This window comes from Enterobacter sp. PGRG2 (genome assembly GCF_030291195.1).
In the GTDB taxonomy this organism is placed as follows: Bacteria; Pseudomonadota; Gammaproteobacteria; order Enterobacterales; family Enterobacteriaceae; genus Enterobacter_D.
Map to the genome: position 1 here is coordinate 526,391 of NZ_CP127837.1, position 17,589 is coordinate 543,979.

The 17,589-nt window shown below is 55.9% G+C and carries 19 protein-coding genes; 13 read left to right on the forward strand and 6 right to left on the reverse strand.

The genetic code is table 11. From position 1 onward, the window contains the following. Window positions 1-13: 13 nt before the first annotated feature. The gene (locus tag QRD42_RS02115; protein WP_072569643.1) at window positions 14-1,501 is read right to left on the reverse strand and encodes a UxaA family hydrolase; all 1,488 of its coding nucleotides are present in this window, start codon (window positions 1,499-1,501) and stop codon (window positions 14-16) included. 17 nt (window positions 1,502-1,518) lie between these two features. After that, complete coding sequence (uxaC, locus tag QRD42_RS02120; RefSeq protein WP_318363406.1) at window positions 1,519-2,931, reverse strand: glucuronate isomerase; 1,413 nt, start codon at window positions 2,929-2,931, stop codon at window positions 1,519-1,521. A gap of 468 nt (window positions 2,932-3,399) precedes the next feature. Between uxaC and QRD42_RS02125 the strand changes: the two genes are divergently transcribed. The 10 genes from QRD42_RS02125 (at window position 3,400) to QRD42_RS02170 (ending at window position 10,208) form a co-directional block, all read left to right on the forward strand. Then, entirely contained in the window at window positions 3,400-4,704 is a 1,305-nt protein-coding gene (locus QRD42_RS02125) for an MFS transporter (RefSeq protein ID WP_072569641.1), read from the forward strand. 131 nt (window positions 4,705-4,835) lie between these two features. After that, window positions 4,836-5,612, forward strand: coding sequence for a transcriptional regulator ExuR (exuR, locus tag QRD42_RS02130; protein WP_072569640.1), 777 nt, complete (start codon window positions 4,836-4,838; stop codon window positions 5,610-5,612). 249 nt (window positions 5,613-5,861) lie between these two features. Continuing rightward, entirely contained in the window at window positions 5,862-6,524 is a 663-nt protein-coding gene (gene yqjA / locus QRD42_RS02135) for a DedA family general envelope maintenance protein YqjA (protein WP_072569639.1), read from the forward strand. 4 nt (window positions 6,525-6,528) lie between these two features. After that, window positions 6,529-6,912 (forward strand): EnvZ/OmpR regulon moderator MzrA, encoded by a 384-nt coding sequence (gene mzrA / locus QRD42_RS02140; protein WP_072569638.1) that lies wholly within the window; start codon window positions 6,529-6,531, stop codon window positions 6,910-6,912. 151 nt (window positions 6,913-7,063) lie between these two features. Next, complete coding sequence (locus tag QRD42_RS02145; protein WP_318363404.1) at window positions 7,064-7,432, forward strand: DUF1090 domain-containing protein; 369 nt, start codon at window positions 7,064-7,066, stop codon at window positions 7,430-7,432. 32 nt (window positions 7,433-7,464) lie between these two features. Then, entirely contained in the window at window positions 7,465-7,770 is a 306-nt protein-coding gene (locus tag QRD42_RS02150) for a DUF883 family protein (RefSeq protein ID WP_072569636.1), read from the forward strand. A gap of 2 nt (window positions 7,771-7,772) precedes the next feature. Continuing rightward, entirely contained in the window at window positions 7,773-8,165 is a 393-nt protein-coding gene (locus QRD42_RS02155; protein ID WP_072569635.1) for a phage holin family protein, read from the forward strand. Window position 8,166: 1 nt separating this feature from the next. Continuing rightward, window positions 8,167-8,463, forward strand: a complete 297-nt coding sequence (locus tag QRD42_RS02160) for a YqjK-like family protein (RefSeq protein ID WP_321988100.1) — start codon at window positions 8,167-8,169, stop codon at window positions 8,461-8,463. A gap of 208 nt (window positions 8,464-8,671) precedes the next feature. Next, complete coding sequence (locus QRD42_RS02165; RefSeq protein WP_318363403.1) at window positions 8,672-9,064, forward strand: DoxX family protein; 393 nt, start codon at window positions 8,672-8,674, stop codon at window positions 9,062-9,064. A gap of 142 nt (window positions 9,065-9,206) precedes the next feature. Continuing rightward, on the forward strand, window positions 9,207-10,208 hold the full coding sequence (locus tag QRD42_RS02170; RefSeq protein WP_072569633.1) for a glutathione S-transferase family protein: 1,002 nt from the start codon (window positions 9,207-9,209) through the stop codon (window positions 10,206-10,208). A 23-nt stretch (window positions 10,209-10,231) separates the two neighbouring features. Here QRD42_RS02170 and QRD42_RS02175 read toward each other — a convergent pair whose 3' ends face one another. From QRD42_RS02175 to QRD42_RS02185, 3 genes are read right to left on the reverse strand one after another with little or no spacing between them, the layout of a single operon-like run. Further along, window positions 10,232-11,047: a sugar phosphate isomerase/epimerase family protein gene (locus QRD42_RS02175; protein WP_321988101.1), complete on the reverse strand. Its 816-nt coding sequence runs from the start codon at window positions 11,045-11,047 to the stop codon at window positions 10,232-10,234. Continuing rightward, window positions 11,044-12,330: an ABC transporter substrate-binding protein gene (locus QRD42_RS02180; RefSeq protein WP_321988102.1), complete on the reverse strand. Its 1,287-nt coding sequence runs from the start codon at window positions 12,328-12,330 to the stop codon at window positions 11,044-11,046. Before QRD42_RS02180 ends, QRD42_RS02175 begins: the two co-directional genes overlap by 4 nt. Window positions 12,331-12,341: 11 nt before the next feature. Next, window positions 12,342-13,520: an oligogalacturonate lyase family protein gene (locus QRD42_RS02185; RefSeq protein WP_318375796.1), complete on the reverse strand. Its 1,179-nt coding sequence runs from the start codon at window positions 13,518-13,520 to the stop codon at window positions 12,342-12,344. A 90-nt stretch (window positions 13,521-13,610) separates the two neighbouring features. Here QRD42_RS02185 and QRD42_RS02190 point away from each other — a divergent pair, with 90 nt between their 5' ends. Beyond that, window positions 13,611-15,251 carry a hypothetical protein gene (locus QRD42_RS02190; RefSeq protein ID WP_321988103.1) on the forward strand — a complete coding sequence of 547 codons (1,641 nt, stop codon included), beginning with the start codon at window positions 13,611-13,613 and terminating at the stop codon, window positions 15,249-15,251. A 237-nt stretch (window positions 15,252-15,488) separates the two neighbouring features. Then, window positions 15,489-15,854 (forward strand): DUF805 domain-containing protein, encoded by a 366-nt coding sequence (locus QRD42_RS02195; RefSeq protein WP_072569628.1) that lies wholly within the window; start codon window positions 15,489-15,491, stop codon window positions 15,852-15,854. A gap of 31 nt (window positions 15,855-15,885) precedes the next feature. On the opposite strand, the gene QRD42_RS02200 is transcribed toward QRD42_RS02195, so the two are convergent. Continuing rightward, window positions 15,886-16,782, reverse strand: coding sequence for a LysR family transcriptional regulator (locus QRD42_RS02200; RefSeq protein ID WP_072569627.1), 897 nt, complete (start codon window positions 16,780-16,782; stop codon window positions 15,886-15,888). Window positions 16,783-16,887: 105 nt separating this feature from the next. Here QRD42_RS02200 and QRD42_RS02205 point away from each other — a divergent pair, with 105 nt between their 5' ends. Then, the gene (locus tag QRD42_RS02205) at window positions 16,888-17,589 is read left to right on the forward strand and encodes a pirin family protein (RefSeq protein WP_072569626.1); all 702 of its coding nucleotides are present in this window, start codon (window positions 16,888-16,890) and stop codon (window positions 17,587-17,589) included.

Consider the following 17,589-nt stretch of genomic DNA (forward strand, 5'->3'; position numbering starts at 1 on the left):
CCCGGCAACAGGTTTACAGCGTTACGCCGCTTTTAAAGATCGCCAGCTCGCGGAAATCATTACGTTCGTTGCAGGTCTTTTTGCCGCTGGCGATATCCGCAATCACATCCACGAATTCGTTCAGCAGCTCCGGCATCATTTTGCCGTGGATCAGCTGACCCGCGTCAAAATCGATCCAGTGCTTTTTCTTCGCCGCCAGCTCGCTGTTAGTGGCGATTTTCACCGTCGGCACAAAACCGCCGTACGGCGTACCGCGACCGGTGGAGAACAGCACCATATGGCAACCGGCACCGGCCAGCGCGCTGGTGGCGACGGCATCGTTACCCGGCGCGGAAAGCAGGTTCAGACCGTGCTTTTGCAGACGCTCGCCGTAACGCAGCACGTCCACAACCTGGCTGGCCCCCGCTTTCTGGGTACAGCCGAGGGATTTCTCTTCCAGCGTGGTGATGCCGCCGGCTTTGTTGCCCGGCGACGGGTTCTCGTAAATCGGCTGGTTGTGGGCGATAAAATACTGTTTGAAATCGTTCACCATGGTGACGGTTTTTTCAAAGGTGGTTTCATCGACACAATGGCTCATCAGGATCTGTTCCGCACCAAACATCTCCGGCACTTCGGTCAGCACGGTGGTGCCGCCGTTACCGATGACGTAGTCGGAGAAACGACCGAGCATGGGGTTAGCGGTGATGCCGGACAGGCCATCGGATCCGCCGCACTCCAGCCCAAACTTCAGCTCGCTCAGTTTGCCCGGCTCGCGTTGGTCGTGACGCATCGCTTCATATAACTGATGCAGATGTTCAAGGCCCGCTTCCACTTCGTCGTCCTGATGCTGACAGACCATAAAGTGGACGCGCTCCGGATCAAAGTCGCCCAGGGTTTCGCGGAAGGCGTCGACCTGGTTGTTTTCACAGCCGAGGCCAATCACCAGCACCGCGCCCGCATTCGGGTGGCGCACCATGTTTTGCAGCATGGTGCGGGTGTTAATGTGGTCATCCCCCAGCTGCGAGCAGCCGTAGGTGTGACTGAACAGGAACACGCCGTCGGTGCCTTCGGCATCGTTGGTTTCTTTCAGAAAGCGCGTCTGGATCTGACGGGCGATACCGTTCACGCAGCCGACGGTCGGCAGGATCCACAGTTCATTGCGGATGCCGACTTCGCCGTTCGCCCGGCGGTAGATCTCAACGTCGCGATCCGCACCCTGCGCGGCTTCAGCCTGAGGTTCAGGTTGATAGCTATACTCGTCCAGATCGCTCAGGTTGGTGCGGGCATTATGAGAGTGAATATATTCACCCTCAGCAATGTCTGCCGTGGCGTGACCAATAGGCAAACCGTATTTCACCACGTTTTCGCCCTGATGGATGGTGCGCAGGGCGAACTTATGCCCGCGTCCTACTGCCTGACGCAGCCGCACCGTCTGGTTATCTACGGTAACTTCTGCGCCTTCCGCCAGGTCAGCCAGTGCGACTGCGACGTTGTCCAGCGAATGGATCTTGATGTATTGCATATCAACCTCAAACGGCCTTAGTTCAGTTCAATCGCGAAGTAGTCACGCGCATTGTTAAAGCAGATATTTCTCACCATCTCGCCCAGCAACTGAATGTCGGCAGGGGCTTCGCCCGCTTCGACCCAGCGGCCAATCATCTGGCACAGAATGCGACGGAAATATTCATGACGGGTATAGGACAGGAAGCTGCGGCTGTCGGTCAGCATACCGACAAAGCGGCTTAACAGGCCCAACTGCGCCAGCTGTGTCATCTGACGTTCCATGCCGTCTTTCTGATCGTTAAACCACCAGCCGGAGCCGAACTGCATTTTGCCCGGCATGCCTTCCCCCTGGAAGTTACCGATCATGGTGCCCAGCACTTCGTTATCGCGCGGGTTCAGACAGTAAAGGATGGTTTTCGGCAACAGGTTTTCTTCGTTCTGTTTGCTGAGCAGCTTCGACAGCTCTTCCGCCATCGGACGGTCGTTGATGGAGTCAAAGCCCACATCCGGCCCCAGCAGTTTGAACTGGCGCAGGTTGTTATTACGCAGCGCGCCAATATGGTACTGCTGCACCCATTCACGGCGTGCATATTCCGCGCCGAGGAACACCAGCACGGCGGTTTTGAACTGCGCCACTTCATGCTCGCTCAGGGTTTCGCCTGCCAGACGACGCGCAAGGATGCTGTCCAGCTCGGCCTCGTTCGCTTCCGCAAACAGCACCACGTCCAGGGCGTGGTCGGAGACTTTACAACCGTGCGCCGCAAAGTGATCCAGACGTTTGGTCAGGGCAGTTTGCAGATCGCTGAAACGGCGGATCTCGGTATCGGAGACTTCACCCAGTTTCGCCATGTAATCGTTAAAGGTCGCCTGTTCAATATTGAAGGCTTTATCCGGACGCCAGCTCGGCAGCACTTTAATGCTGAAGGAAGTGTCTTTCGCGACGGTGGCGTGATGCTCCAGCGAGTCAATCGGATCATCGGTGGTGCCGACCATTTTCACATTCATCTGCTGCATGATACCGCGGGCAGAGAAGGACTCCTGCGCCAGCAGTTCGTTACCCTGATGCCAGATCTCGTCAGCGGTGGACGGCGACAGCAGTTTGCCGGTAATACCGAACGGGCGACGCAGTTCAAGGTGAGTCCAGTGGTACAGCGGGTTGCCGATGGTATGCGGAACAGTGGCCGCCCAGGCATCAAACTTTTCGCGGTCAGAGGCATCGCCGGTACACAGGCGCTCCGGCACGCCGTTGGTACGCATGGCGCGCCATTTGTAGTGGTCGCCTTTCAGCCAGATGTCATACAGGTTTTTAAAGCGGTAGTTTTCTGCGATCTGCTGCGGCGGTAAATGGCAGTGGTAATCGAAAATCGGCTCATCTTTTGCGTAATCGTGATACAGACGGCGGGCAAATTCGGTATCTAACAGGAAATCTTCGGTCATAAACGGAGTCATTATCGTCTTCCTCTAAAAAGAGCGTAGATGTATGCCTTAATGCTGACAAAGTTATCACACCAATTTCTACAGACCGAAGATATTTTCGTGAGTTAGATCAATAAATGCTGACAAATAAACTACCCCGATTGGGGTAAACATCCCCGCAGACCGCGCCAGCTCTGGCTTCGCTGACCGAAAATAAAGACCACACAAAGAAACGCACTTTTGTGATGTCACTCACCTTTTAAAGTTGTATGACAAGTTATCTTTCTGCCGTCGCAAAACATAGACCGACGGAATGTATTACAGGTGAGTTACTCACCCGGATTAACGGTACGGATACCGAATTTCGCACGAATAACAATGGCAAGGTTTGGACCGTACCGGGAATCAGTCCCGATTTCGCTCCCCCCGTTACATAACATCCCCCGACCTGGTCGGGAGGTGAACCGCCAGAGGCGGAAATAACATAACGATGAGGTTTACATGCGTAAAATTAAAGGGTTACGTTGGTACATGATAGCGCTGGTGACGCTCGGTACCGTACTGGGTTACTTGACGCGTAATACCATCGCTGCGGCGGCACCAACGCTGATGGAAGAACTGCATATTTCCACGCAACAATATTCCTACATTATCGCGGCCTATTCGGCGGCTTACACCATCATGCAGCCGGTGGCGGGTTATGTGCTGGATATCCTCGGCACCAAAGTTGGCTACGCGGTCTTCGCCGTGACCTGGGCCATTTTCTGCGGCGCAACAGCGCTGGCGGGAAGCTGGGGTGGACTGGCGCTGGCGCGTGGCGCAGTGGGTGCCGCTGAAGCCGCGATGATCCCGGCGGGTCTGAAAGCCGCCTCCGAGTGGTTCCCGGCCAAAGAGCGTTCTATCGCCGTCGGCTACTTCAACGTCGGTTCCTCTATTGGCGCGATGATTGCCCCGCCGCTGGTGGTCTGGGCCATCGTGATGCACAGCTGGCAGCTGGCGTTCATTATCTCCGGCGTACTGAGCTTCGCCTGGGCTATGGCCTGGCTGATTTTCTACAAACATCCGCGCGATCAGAAAAAACTGACCGAAGAAGAACGTAGCTACATCATTGGCGGTCAGGAAGCGCAGCACCAGACCAATAACGGCAAAAAAATGTCCGTATGGCAGATTCTGGGCACCCGTCAGTTCTGGGGCATCGCCCTGCCACGTTTCCTCGCAGAACCGGCCTGGGGTACCTTTAACGCCTGGATCCCGCTGTTCATGTTCAAAGTCTACGGCTTTAACCTGAAAGAAATCGCGATGTTTGCCTGGATGCCGATGCTGTTTGCTGACCTGGGTTGTATCGTCGGGGGTTACCTGCCGCCGCTGTTCCAGCGCTGGTTTGGCGTGAACCTGATCGTGTCCCGTAAAATGGTGGTGACCATGGGTGCGGTACTGATGATTGGCCCTGGCATGATCGGCCTGTTCACCAGCCCGTATGTGGCAATCGGCCTGCTGTGCATCGGTGGTTTTGCTCACCAGTCCCTGTCCGGCGCGCTGATCACCCTCTCTTCTGACGTGTTCGGTCGTAACGAAGTGGCAACCGCAAACGGTCTGACCGGCATGGCGGCCTGGACGGCAAGCACCATGTTTGCGCTGGTAGTAGGTGCGCTGGCGGATACCATCGGCTTCAGCCCACTGTTCGCGGTACTGGCAGTGTTCGACATCATGGGCGCTGTGGTGATCTGGACGGTGCTGAAAAGTAAATCGGCCGCGGAGCTGGAAGCGGAAAAAGCCGCCTATGGCGGACCTGCGACACAAAGTTAAAACGCGCTGTTAAACCATTTGCATACGAGCCGCCCCGTTGTCCGGGGCGGCTTTTTACTTTTCTGCGGTGGTGAGAATGGCGTAAAAGTGGTATAACAAATCTAATCTGTCTTATCCTGCCTGGAGTGTATATGGAAATCACTGACACGCGTCGTTTGTATCAGCAGCTCGCTGCTGAGCTGAAAAGCCGTATTGAAAACGGCGTGTATCTCGTTGGTGATAAACTGCCTGCCGAGCGCTTCATTGCGGATGAAAAAAACGTCAGCCGTACCGTGGTGCGTGAGGCCATCATCATGCTGGAAGTGGAAGGCTACGTTGAAGTGCGTAAAGGCTCCGGGATCCACGTGATGTCGAACCAGCCTAAATACCAGCAGGTGCCGGACGAAACGCTTGAGTTCGCCAACTACGGCCCGTTTGAACTGCTACAGGCCCGCCAGCTGATTGAAAGCAATATTGCCGAATTCGCCGCCACCCAGGTGACGAAACAGGACATCATGAAGCTGATGGAAATTCAGGATCGGGCGCGCCAGGAGAAATGCTTCCGCGATTCCGAATGGGATTTGCAGTTTCACGTTCAGGTAGCCCTTGCCACGCAGAATACGGCGCTGGCGGCGATTGTCGAAAAGATGTGGACGCAGCGTATTCATAACCCGTACTGGAAAAAGCTACACGATCATATCGATTTACGCACCGTGGATAACTGGTGCGACGATCATGACCAGATCCTTAAAGCCCTGATCCGTAAAGACCCGCATGCCGCCAAGCTGGCGATGTGGCAGCATCTGGAAAACACTAAACAGATGCTGTTTAACGAAACCAGCGATGATTTCGAATTCAACGCTGACCGCTATCTTTTTGCAGATAATCCTGTGGTTCACCTTGATGCTGCCGCGAACGCGGTAAAATAAATTTTTATCCTCCACAGCAGGCGCTCCTGCGCTTGCTGCGCTCCCCGCAGTAACAAAAGGTATAGAGTGTCAGCCTTTGTAAATACTCTGGTCTCCCCCCTACGCCACAAGCAAAATCAATTCTTACATTTCATAAATTTTGAGACGCAGAACTCCGGCATTTGTTACAATTAGATGCAATTTGCCCGCACGTATAGGTGCACAGGATCCGATCTGGCGTGACGTTAACCGATGTACCAGGAATAACGAATGGAACTATTTACTCAGCTACTTAATGCATTGTGGAGTCAGGATTTCGAGACGCTGGCGAATCCTTCCATGATCGGCATGCTTTATTTCGTCCTGTTTATGATTTTGTTCCTGGAAAATGGCCTGCTGCCCGCCGCCTTTCTGCCCGGCGACAGCCTGTTAGTGCTGGTGGGCGTGCTGATCGCCAAAGGCGCGATGAGCTATCCGCTCACCATAGCGCTGCTGACTACCGCCGCCAGCCTCGGCTGCTGGCTGAGCTACATCCAGGGCCGCTGGCTGGGTAATACCCGCATTGTGCAGAACTGGCTGTCGCATCTTCCCGCGCATTATCACCAGCGCGCGCACCATATGTTCCACAAACACGGCCTGTCTGCGCTGCTGTTGGGGCGATTTATTGCATTTGTTCGCACACTGTTACCAACTATTGCCGGAATTTCTGGTCTGAACAATGCGCGCTTCCAGTTTTTCAACTGGATGAGCGGTCTGCTCTGGGTGGTGATCCTGACGACCCTGGGCTATCTTCTTGGTAAGACGCCGGTTTTCCTCAAGTATGAGGATGCGCTGATGTCCTGCCTGATGTTGCTGCCGGTCGTACTGCTGGTGTTTGGACTCATCGGTACGCTGGTGGTGTTATGGAAGAAAAAATATGGAAAGCAGGAATAACCGGATGCTTATTCAACGCACGTCGATGAAGCGCGTTGCTTTAATGGTGGCAGCAGTCATGCTGTTCACGATCTTTTTCTTTGCCTGGGCGACGCTGCAACAGCGTGAGTCAACGCTGGCTATTCGCCCGGCCAGCCAGAGCGTCAGCGTGCCTGACGGCTTTTCTATCTGGCATCATCTGGATGCTAACGGCATTCGCTTTAACAGCATTACCCCGCAGAATGACACGCTGTTAATTAAGTTTGATTCCAGCGCGCAGAGCGCTGCCGCCAAAGTGGTGCTCGATCGCACCCTGCCCCATGGCTATATCATCGCGCAACAGGATGACGATGATAAAGCCGCGGTATGGCTTTCCCGACTGCGCGATACGCCACATCGGCTGGGTTGAAAACTTCAATTATTCCGAAACTTCGCCCGCATTTTGGTTTTCTCCCCGTTCGTTACTATGCTTAGTACACGGGCACCCATCTTACTCTTTTAATCAACTGGATTTCGGCGCCTCATGTTGAGGCCCGTAGCAACAATGGAAGGTTTCAAGAATGAAATACCGCACCGCACTGGCGTTAGCCCTTTTTTCACTGAGTGCCGCTTCACAGGCTGCTTCCCTTTGTCAGGAAAAGGAGCAGGATATTCAAAAAGAAATCCGTTACGCCGAGAAGCACAATAATCAGAGCCGTATCGACGGCCTGAATAAAGCACTTAGCGAAGTCAGAGCCAATTGCACGGACAGCAAATTGCGCGCCGATCATCAGGAGAAGATCGCCGATCAGAAAGAAGAGATTGCCGAACGCGAGCAGGATCTTCAGGAAGCGAAGCAAAAAGGCGATGCGGATAAGGTGTCCAAAAGAGAACATAAGCTGAAAGAGGCTCAGGAAGAACTGAAAGCGCTTGAGGCTCGGGATTATTAAAGGAAGTTAACACTCACTCACTGGAGAGAACTATGTCAAAAGATACCAATACGGAACATCTGCGCGCTGAGTTGAAATCCCTGACGGACACCCTGGAAGAAGTGCTGAATAGCTCCGGGTCAAAATCGAAAGAAGAGCTGAGTAAACTGCGTAGCAAGGCTGAACGTGCGCTGCATGAAAGCCGTTACCGTCTGGGCGAGACCAGTGACATTATCGCTAAACAGACACGTGAAGCGGCCGGTAAGGCTGAAGATTATGTACGTGAGAATCCATGGACTGGCGTTGGCATCGGTGCTGCGATTGGCGTAGTGCTGGGCGTCCTGATTTCGCGTCGTTGATTATGGATAGTTCACGTCACACAAACGGGCCCGGTAAAAGCGTTCTGGGCATCGGGCAGCGCATTGTGACCATCATCGTTGAGATGGTGGAAACGCGTCTGCGGCTGGCAGTGGTTGAGCTGGAAGAAGAGAAAGCGAATCTCTTCCAGCTGCTCCTGATGGTAGGTCTGACCATGCTGTTCGCCGCTTTCGGACTGATGAGTCTGATGGTGCTGATCATCTGGGCCATTGACCCGCAATACCGTCTGAACGTCATGATTGGCACGACGGCGGTACTGCTGATTGGCGCATTGATTGGTGCTATATGGACCCTGCGTAAAGCGCGCCGGTCCACCCTGCTGCGTCATACCCGTCAGGAGCTGTCCAACGATCGTTCGTTGCTGGAGGATGATTGAGATGAGCAGTCAGATTGATCGCCAAAGGCGTAAGGCCGTGCTGCTGAGCCAGATCCAGCAGCAACGTCTGGATCTCGCCGCCAGCCGTCGCGACTGGGAAGAGAGAACCTTATCTTACGATCGCGGATGGAATACGCTGTTAAGCCTGCGCTCATGGGCGCTGGTGGGCAGTAGCCTGCTGGCTATTCGCACCATCCGCAATCCTAATATGCTGGTACGCTGGGGGAAGCGCGGTTTTGCTGCGTGGAGCGCCTGGCGCCTGGTGCAAACGACGTTACGCCAGCAACACCTGCGTTAACCCGTCCCCTGCCCGGCGGATCGCCGTCGGGTATATTTCTCCCGCCTGTTATTACTCAGAATATTTGATAAAGATTGACAGTTTTCCTTGCTAACAATCTCTTATCGCTACGCCTATTATCCTCTCCATCAACGGCAAACGTGCGCCAGACGCCGTAACTGCCTGAACAATCACACTTGCATACCGCATGAGATTTCTGGAGAGTAAAATGAAAAAATTAGAAGATGTTGGTTTCCTGGTAGCGCGTATTCTGATGCCAATCCTGTTTATCTATGCGGGCTGGGGAAAAATCAACGGGTATGCAGGTACACAACAGTACATGGAAGCGATGGGCGTGCCGGGCTTTTTCCTGCCGCTGACCATTCTGCTTGAGTTCGGCGGCGGTCTGGCGATCCTGTTTGGTTTCCTGACCCGTACCACCGCGCTGTTCACCGCAGGCTTTACCCTGCTGACCGCTTTCATTTTCCACAATAACTTTGCGGAAGGGGTGAATGCGCTGATGTTCATGAAAAATCTGTCCATCGCTGGCGGCTTCCTGCTGCTGGGCATCACCGGGCCGGGCGCATTCAGCATCGACCGTGTGCTGAATAAAAAGTGGTAAGGCTTCTATACTAAATTGCTGACGTAGTATGCAGGCCAGCGCAAGCGTAGCGCCGCCGGGCATTGTCAACCTTTGCCAGGTGGCGCTTCGCTCACCTGGCCTGTGATTTTTTGCGCATCTGCCCAACCTGAAGGAGAACGTGATGGGACAACTAATTGACGGTGTCTGGCATGACACCTGGTACGACACTAAATCCACAGGCGGCAGCTTTAAGCGTTCAGTCTCAGCTTTCCGCAACTGGCTGACCGCCGATGGCGCGCCAGGCCCGAGCGGTGAAGGCGGATTCGCCGCGGAAAAAGGCCGTTATCACCTCTATGTTTCCCTCGCCTGTCCGTGGGCGCACCGCACGCTGATCATGCGTAAATTAAAAGGCCTGGAGCCGTTTATTGATGTCTCGGTGGTCAATCCGCTGATGCTGGAAAACGGCTGGACCTTTGACGACAATTTCCCGGCGGCGACCGGCGACACCCTCTATCAGCACGACTTCCTCTACCAGCTCTATCTGCATGCCGATCCGCACTACAGCGGTCGCGTCACCGTGCCGGTGCTGTGGGATAAAAAGAACCAGACCATCGTCAGTAATGAATCGGCGGAAATCATCCGCATGTTCAATACCGCGTTCGATGCGCAGGGCGCCCGCGCGGGGGATTACTACCCGGCGGAGTTGCAGTCGCAGATTGATGAGCTGAACGGCTGGATCTACGACACCGTGAACAACGGCGTCTACAAAGCGGGCTTCGCCACCAGCCAGGCCGCTTACGACGAGGCGGTCACCGCGCTGTTTGATTCGCTGTCGCGCCTGGAGCAGATCCTCGGCCAGCACCGCTATCTCACCGGCGATCGTCTGACTGAAGCCGATATCCGTCTGTGGACCACCTTGATCCGCTTCGATCCGGTCTACGTCACGCATTTCAAATGCGATAAGCACCGCATCAGCGATTACCTGAATCTGCACGGCTTCCTGCGTGATATCTGGCAGATGCCGGGTATTGCAGAAACGGTGGATTTTGCGCATATCCGCACCCACTACTATTGCAGCCACAAGACCATTAATCCGACCGGTATTATTTCCATCGGCCCGTGGCAGGATCTTGATGAGCCGCACGGTCGCGATAGCCGTTTCGGCAGCCGCGACAGCGAATGATCTGATCCGCGCGGCGGCGGCGTTTACAGACGCCGCAGCCGCGCCACCAGTTCCCCCGCCCCGTCGATCACGGTTTGCGCCGACGGCCTGCACAAGCACTCCAGCGATACCGCCCCCTGATAGCCCGCCAGCCTGAGCGCGGTGTAGACCTCCTCCAGCGGTAAATGTCCGTACCCCGGAAATCCCCGGTTCGAATCCGCCAGATGCACATGGCGCAGCCGCGGGCCGAGCGTGGCGATGGCCTGCGCATAATCCGCATCTTCAATACTGGCGTGGAACAGATCCCAGAGCACGCCGACGTTTTCCGGCGCATCGCTGAACGCCAGGTAAGCCATCATCTCCTGCGCGCTGTGCAGCTGACAGACTTCATAGCGGTTGAGCGCCTCCAGGATCAGCACCACGCCGTTGCGCCGCGCGTACTCGACGCAGGGAAACAGCGCCGCCGCCAGCTCACTCATATACTGCCCTTTATCCAGCGGCAGATCCGTGGCGCGCAGCGATCCGATGGTGACGTGGCTGCCAAGCTGCGCGGCGGCGTCAATATGTTCAAAGAGTCGCGCCTGGGTACGGCGCACCACGCTTTTATCAGCCGACAGCAACGTCAGCCCGTCACGTTTACGCGCCTGGCCGGTGGCGATGGTGGTACAGCCAAGACCCGCACGATCTAACGCCTGGCGGATGGCCGCCACCTCCACGCCCTCGTAATCATTGATGCACAGCTCGGCGGCATCAAAGCCGCTGGCCGACAGCCAGGCCAGCCCGTGACCAAATTGCGCGGCCGGAAAGGGCGAAAAAGGCGTGTCGTACTGACAGGCCAGGGTGGCGCTGAAGGCGATCATTTTTTGACGGCCCGCTGTAAAATGCGCCCGGCTTTTTTGGCAAACTGCGACGCCGCCTGTTCAACCGTCAGGTTGCCCTGGTCAATGTTCTGAATGGTGTCATGCCAGAGCGCCACCAGCTGCGGGTTATCAAAGTAAGGCGAAGTCGGGATCTTATGCGGCAGCGCCAGCGACGACTTGATCCCCGTAACAGTAATATTGTCATCCTTTAACACGCCGCTCGATGACAGCTGCGCCACGGCCTTTTTGCTCAGCGGCGTACCGCGCTCCAGCCCCATCGCCGCCACGCCTGCCGGATCGTTCATCAGGAAGTCGATCAGCTTCGCCGCCTGCTGCGGATGTTTACTGGTTTTCGCCACGCTGAACATCATGGTCGGTTTCAGGAACAGCCCCGCGTCCTTAGCGCCTGGCAGCATAAAGAACGGCCCCAGCTCCAGCTTGTTATAAGGCGCGGCGAGGTTGTTCTCGTACATCACCGCATTGGTGTTCCACATATAGATCCCGCCCCATTGCCCCTGGATCCAGGGCTTCATTTCCCAGGTGTTGGACTTACCGTATGACGACAGCACGCGGGTCGACGGGAAGACGTGGCTGTCCACCAGATCTTTATAGACCTGGAAAAACTCCACCCACTGCTGCGGGGTGTAATTAAATTTCCCGGCTTTTTCGTCGATGGCGGCGATATTATGTTTTTGTACCATCCATGACTGCACCAGGGTGATCGACTCCATATAGTCGAGCACCAGCGGATATTTATTTTCGTCCTTCGCTTTAAAAGCTTTCCCGGCGGCTTTTAATTCATCCCAGCTTTGCGGATAGGCGACGCCCATTTCCTGCCACAATTTCTGGTTGTAATAAAAACTGCGCGCGGTCATCGCCACCGGAATACCGTTCAGCTTGTTATTCACCATTACGCTTTGCAGCGACTGCGGATCGTACTGGCTGAGATCGATACTCTCTTTCAGTTTCAGCAGGTCATAAAAACCGTCGCCGTCTTTGGAAAACAGCGGCAACCAGTTCCAGTTGGTCTGAATGACATCCGGTTCATTTCCCCCCGCCATCTGCACCGTCAGACGCGAGAGATACCCCTCCCAGCCTGCATATTCCGCTTTTACCTGAATATCCGGGTTTTGCTTTTCAAACAGCTCAATGGCTTTCAGCGTCGCCTGATGACGGCTGTTGCCGCCCCACCAGGAGATACGAATTTCCGTAGGCTGGGCCACCGCCGCACAGGCGCAGACCAGCAACAACGATGCCGTGACGGGCAAGAATTTCTTTAACATAGCGCGCTCTCTCAGGAATGAATGCTGCGTAGTACGTGGTCTGGAATATCCGCCAGATACAGCGCCGGCAGGCCGTCTTTATCGGAGCTGAACAACACCTGTTTTTCATCCGGCGTGAACGACGGATGCGGATGCGTCACCTGCCGATCGCCATCCAGCACGCGCCATGACGAGCTGTGGCGCGCCACTTTGTGCGTCTGCTTGCGGGCAATATCGAACAGGTAAAGATAGGGATCGGTGGCATCGCCATAGCCCGCGTTATCGGCAATATCAATGGGTTTACCGGAGCCGTCGCCCACCACCAGCGTGCCGCTGTCGTTGCTCATCACGTGCGAGCACGGCGGCATGGCGATCAGCTTTTCATCTTCACCGCTGTCGCCATTTACCCGGCACAGCCAGCGCACCGGGCTGTCCTTGACGTAGGTGACGTACATCAGCGCCGAGCCGTCCGGCACCCAGAATTCATGGGTATAGCTCTCACCCGGCGCAGGCTCTTTGGCTTTGCGGATGTGGCTGCCGTCTTCATTCATCAGCCACATGCGGGCATCCACCTGATCCAGCGGCCCTTCGTGGCAGAAAGCCACCGTGTTGTCGTCGAAAGGACGGTAAATCGGGTGCCCGAGCCACTGATTTTCTTCCAGCAGGGTTTCCCGCTCGCCATTCTCCAGCGAGATGCGGATCACCCGACAGCGCGGCTGTTCGGCATAAAACTCCTGGAAGACAGTCCAGTCGCTGATAGGTCGCCAGCTGTCGCGATGAATCTCCACGCCCACCAGTTTGTTGCAGTCGGAATTCGCCACCCAGGTGCCGTAACCCACCCACTCATCCGGTACGCGATACACCACGCTTTCTTCCTGCGTCGCCAGCGTCACGCGCATCAGATTGCGCTCGCCCTTCACGTAATAAAGATATTGCTCATCCGGTGAGAGAAAACCGCCAAAGGTATTATCCCCCGGCCCTTCGGTAAGCTGTTTTGCTTCGCCGCTGGCGATATCGAGTAAATAATAATTGCGCGTGCCGCTGAACTCGCCGGCGAAAATTAACTGGCGTCCCTCATCCAGGAAACACTTTTGATAGAAGTAGTTACGATGACAAATAATATCCGGCGGCGTCAGGCGAATAACCCGTGCGCCGGTATCCTCATCGGTATATTCATAATAATGAAGCTGAACCCTATCCCCTTTCGCCATCATTTTTCTCCGTTCGTGATAAATAACTGTCGATCGTCCGGGCGCTTGCCCGTATGGTGAGTGAACCGCTTCCCCAGGAAACAGGTCATAATGTCCGCTGCACCCTTGTTATTGCTGGAAGTCAACACGCCGAAAATATGGGACTGGCACTATTTCCAGCACATTGCCGCCATCCTGAAGGCGCACCATTTCAATGGCCTTATCATTCATCAGCAGTCGCTGATCGCCGATCTTGCCGCGCCCTCGCCCGGCTGCCGCCCCGGCGACATTCGCCATTTGATCCATCGCCGCGACCATGCGCTTTTGTATCTGCAAAAGGTCAGCCGCTACTGCGATGAGCACCATCTGCAACTCTGGTTACAGGGGGAAGCCACCCCCGACTGCAGCGAACAGAAAGCGAAATTCCCGGAGTTCTTTCTCACGGAATCGCGCGGCGATGACGCCAGCTTTACCGACTGGCTGTTCGGCCATGCCATTCCGGAACTGCTCCGGCTGCTACCGTCGGTACGCGGATTACGGCTCTCCCTTTCCACCCCCGACATGAGCAACGAAGCGTGGAAAGGCGTATTAAACCTGCTGTACCAGTCAGTGCGCCGTCAGGGTCGCCAGCTGGTGCTGCGCGATTACCGGGACAAAAGCTGGCCGCGGCATATGTTAAAAACCGCGCTGGAGGCGCTGCCCGGCGATGTGCGCGCCTCGGTCAAAGCCACCGAGCTGGATTACCGTCCCGGCTTTGCCAACAACCCCAACCTGACCACCCTGACGGGCTTCACCAAATGGCTGGAGTTTGATATGTGGGGCATCGAATACGGCTGGACGCTGCTGCCCTGCTATTTACTGGAGGAGTTCCACCAGCGTTTGCAGTGGTTCAGCGGTCAGGAGGGCGCGATGCCCGAAGCCGTTACCCTGCGCCTTAACTGGGAGTGGATCCCCGATCTGGAGCTGACCGACTCCCTTAATGAAATCAATCTCTACGGCCTTGCCCGGCAGGTGCGCGAGCCGGACAGCACGCCCGCAGCCCTTCTGCGCGCCTGGCTGCAAACCCATGCGGTAGCGCCCCTGCCGCTGCATCTTGAGACGCTGTTCAGCAACCTGCTGAGCGCCAGCTACGAATGGAGCTGCAAAACCCCGACGCTGCTTGGCCGCGTGCTGCAATCTCACAGCCAGCCGCCCGCCACCTTCCAGCAGGCATTGCACCTGCTGCATCTGGATACCCGCAGCGCGAACTGGGCGCAGGCGTTTCAGCCGCTGATGCCCGCCGACGATCCCGAACTGGGTCAGCAACAGTTTCAGCTTATCGAACTGGAACGGCAGCAGACGCTGTTCCTCGCCGGTCATATGCAGACCCTCGCCCAGCAGTTGCAGAGCGATAACCATCTCAGCCCGACATTCACCCGCCGCCTCACCGACACCACCACCCGCGCCCTGTGGTACACCCGCGCTTACAGCGCCGTAACGCGGGCCATCGTGCTGCGGATCTGGATACGCAAATATGGCGCGCAGTCCGGTATGGCCCAGCAGTTCACCGACGCGCTACAGGCGTTGCGCAGCATCAGCCGTGAGCTGGACGTCTGGTTTAGCGGCGAAGGTGAGAAGCACCCTTACCTCTTCCGCAACCTGCTCAGTCCGGCGCGGCTTAATGAACTGGCCCGCAGTCTTGAACAGGAAGCGCCGGATGACGTCAGCATGGCGGCGCGCGCCCTGGCTGTAAATCAGCGCGGCAGCGAATGAATTCGTGAAAACCGACTCCGGCGATTAAAAAGCGAGCAGCCTCACAGAACGGGATCATTTCAGGTGAGGAGGATCACAACAGGCGCAACGCGTTTTGTGATCCTCCCCGGAATGTCAGCATAAAAATGATCGCTTCGATTAATTCAGACGCATGATATTTACCGGCGAAATATTGATGGCTATGATTAATATGATTGCTGATAAAACAGTGAATTAACCATAGATTGAGGCGCTAACATGGACTGGTATTTAAAAGTTCTCAGGAACTACATTGGGTTTCGCGGGCGTGCGCGCCGCAAAGAGTACTGGATGTTTATTCTGGTCAACATCGTGCTGACCGCGGTGCTGGGGATTGTGGATAATATCCTGGGGTTTCAGCGGGGCAGCGGCGAAGGCGTGCTGACCACAATTTATGGTGTGCTGATTTTTCTGCCGTGGTGGGCGGTGCAGTTCCGTCGTCTGCATGATACTGACCGCTCGGCGTGGTGGTTGTTATTGCTGCTGATCCCGGTGATCGGCTGGCTGGTGATCATCGCCTTTAACTGCCAGAGCGGTACGCCAGGCGAAAACCGTTTTGGACCGGATCCAAAACAGGTCCCCTGATCCTGCTGGCTCCTCCGGGCGGAGGAGTCGCTTATTTATTGATAAACAGCTTCGGGATCTCGCGCAGGCACCAGGCTTTCGCTTCTCCCATACTGTCGCGCCGCCAGGCCATGATAATGTCCACTTCGGCGGAATATTCCGGGCTGACCACCCGCAGACGCCCCTCAGCGATGTCTTTCTCCACCAGCGGATAGGGCATGGTCGCCACGCCCAGCCCCGCCAGCAGCGCCTGGCGCTTATCTTCAATAGAACTTACCGTCAGACGCGGCTGTTTATCCAGCAGCTGTACGGTGAGCACCGGGCGTTCCCGCGCCGTATCCGCCACCGCCACGCCGCGGTATTTCACGCGCGTTACTTCCGAGAGCGGTTCAGGTTCATCGTGAATAGGATGATCCGGTGCCGCCACGTACACATTCATGATCTTATACAGCTTGCGGGAGTTAATTTCCGACGAGGAACGAAAATGCATATCCGGCCCGATGACGATGTCCGCCCGGCCCTGCTCCAGACGCTCCCATGCCCCGGCGAGCACTTCGGTGATCACCGACAGCTGGGTATTGGCTTTGGTCGCCAGCTTTTCCACCAGCGGGAAGAATGACGGCGTCGGCACCAGCGCTTCGGTCACCAGCGTCAGATGGGTTTCCCAGCCGCGCGCCAGCGCTTCCGCATCGGTGGTCAGCTTATCTGCCGCTTCCAGCAACACACGCCCGCGCTCCAGCAGCATACGGCCCACGTTGGTAAATTTTGTACGGTGGCCGGAGCGGTCGAACAGCACCACATCCAGTTCTTCTTCCAGCTTTTGCATGGTGTAGCTGAGCGCCGAAGGAACACGGCCCAGTTCATCTGCCGCCGCCGCGAAACTACCGCGCCGATCGATCGCATCCATTACCCGTAATGCTTCGAGGGTTAACGCTCTTTCTTTAGCCATGTCGTTTTCATTCAGGAAATTTGAATATACCGGGCAGAATATCTGGCTAACAATGCAGCGTCCATACCTTTACCATTGTTAAAGTGTAAAGAGAGGGCAAACATTATGATCACGACAAGAACAGCCAAACAGTGCGGAAAGGCCGACTTCGGATGGTTGCAGGCCCGCTACACCTTCTCCTTTGGCCATTATTTTGACCCGAACCTGCTGGGCTATGCCTCGTTGCGGGTGCTGAACCAGGAAGTGCTGGCGCCGGGCGCGTCATTCCAGCCGCGTACCTATCCAAAAGTGGATATTTTAAATCTCATTCTGGAAGGCGAAGCCGAGTACCGCGACAGTGAAGGTCATCATGTCCAGGCGAAGGCAGGCGATGCGCTGCTGATCGCCACGCAGCCGGGCATCAGCTACAGCGAACATAACCTGAGCAAAGATAAATCCCTGACGCGTATGCAGCTATGGCTGGACGCCAGCCCCGAGCGGGAAAATTCGCTGGTGCAGAAAATTTCGCTGGCAGACCATGCGCAGCAACTGCTGGCCTCGCCTGACGGCAGCCAGGGCAGCCTGCAACTGCGTCAGCAGGCGTGGGTTCATCATATCGAACTGGAAAAAGGCGAAGAGCTGAGTTTCCATCTCCACGGCCCGCGCGCCTATTTGCAATCGATCCATGGCAGCGTGCACGCCGTGACGCACCAGACCGGGCAACAGGCCCTGACCTGCGGCGACGGGGCCTTTATCCGTGATGAGCCGAATATTACCCTCGTCGCCGATACGCCGCTGCGTGCTTTATTGATTGATTTACCGATGTAG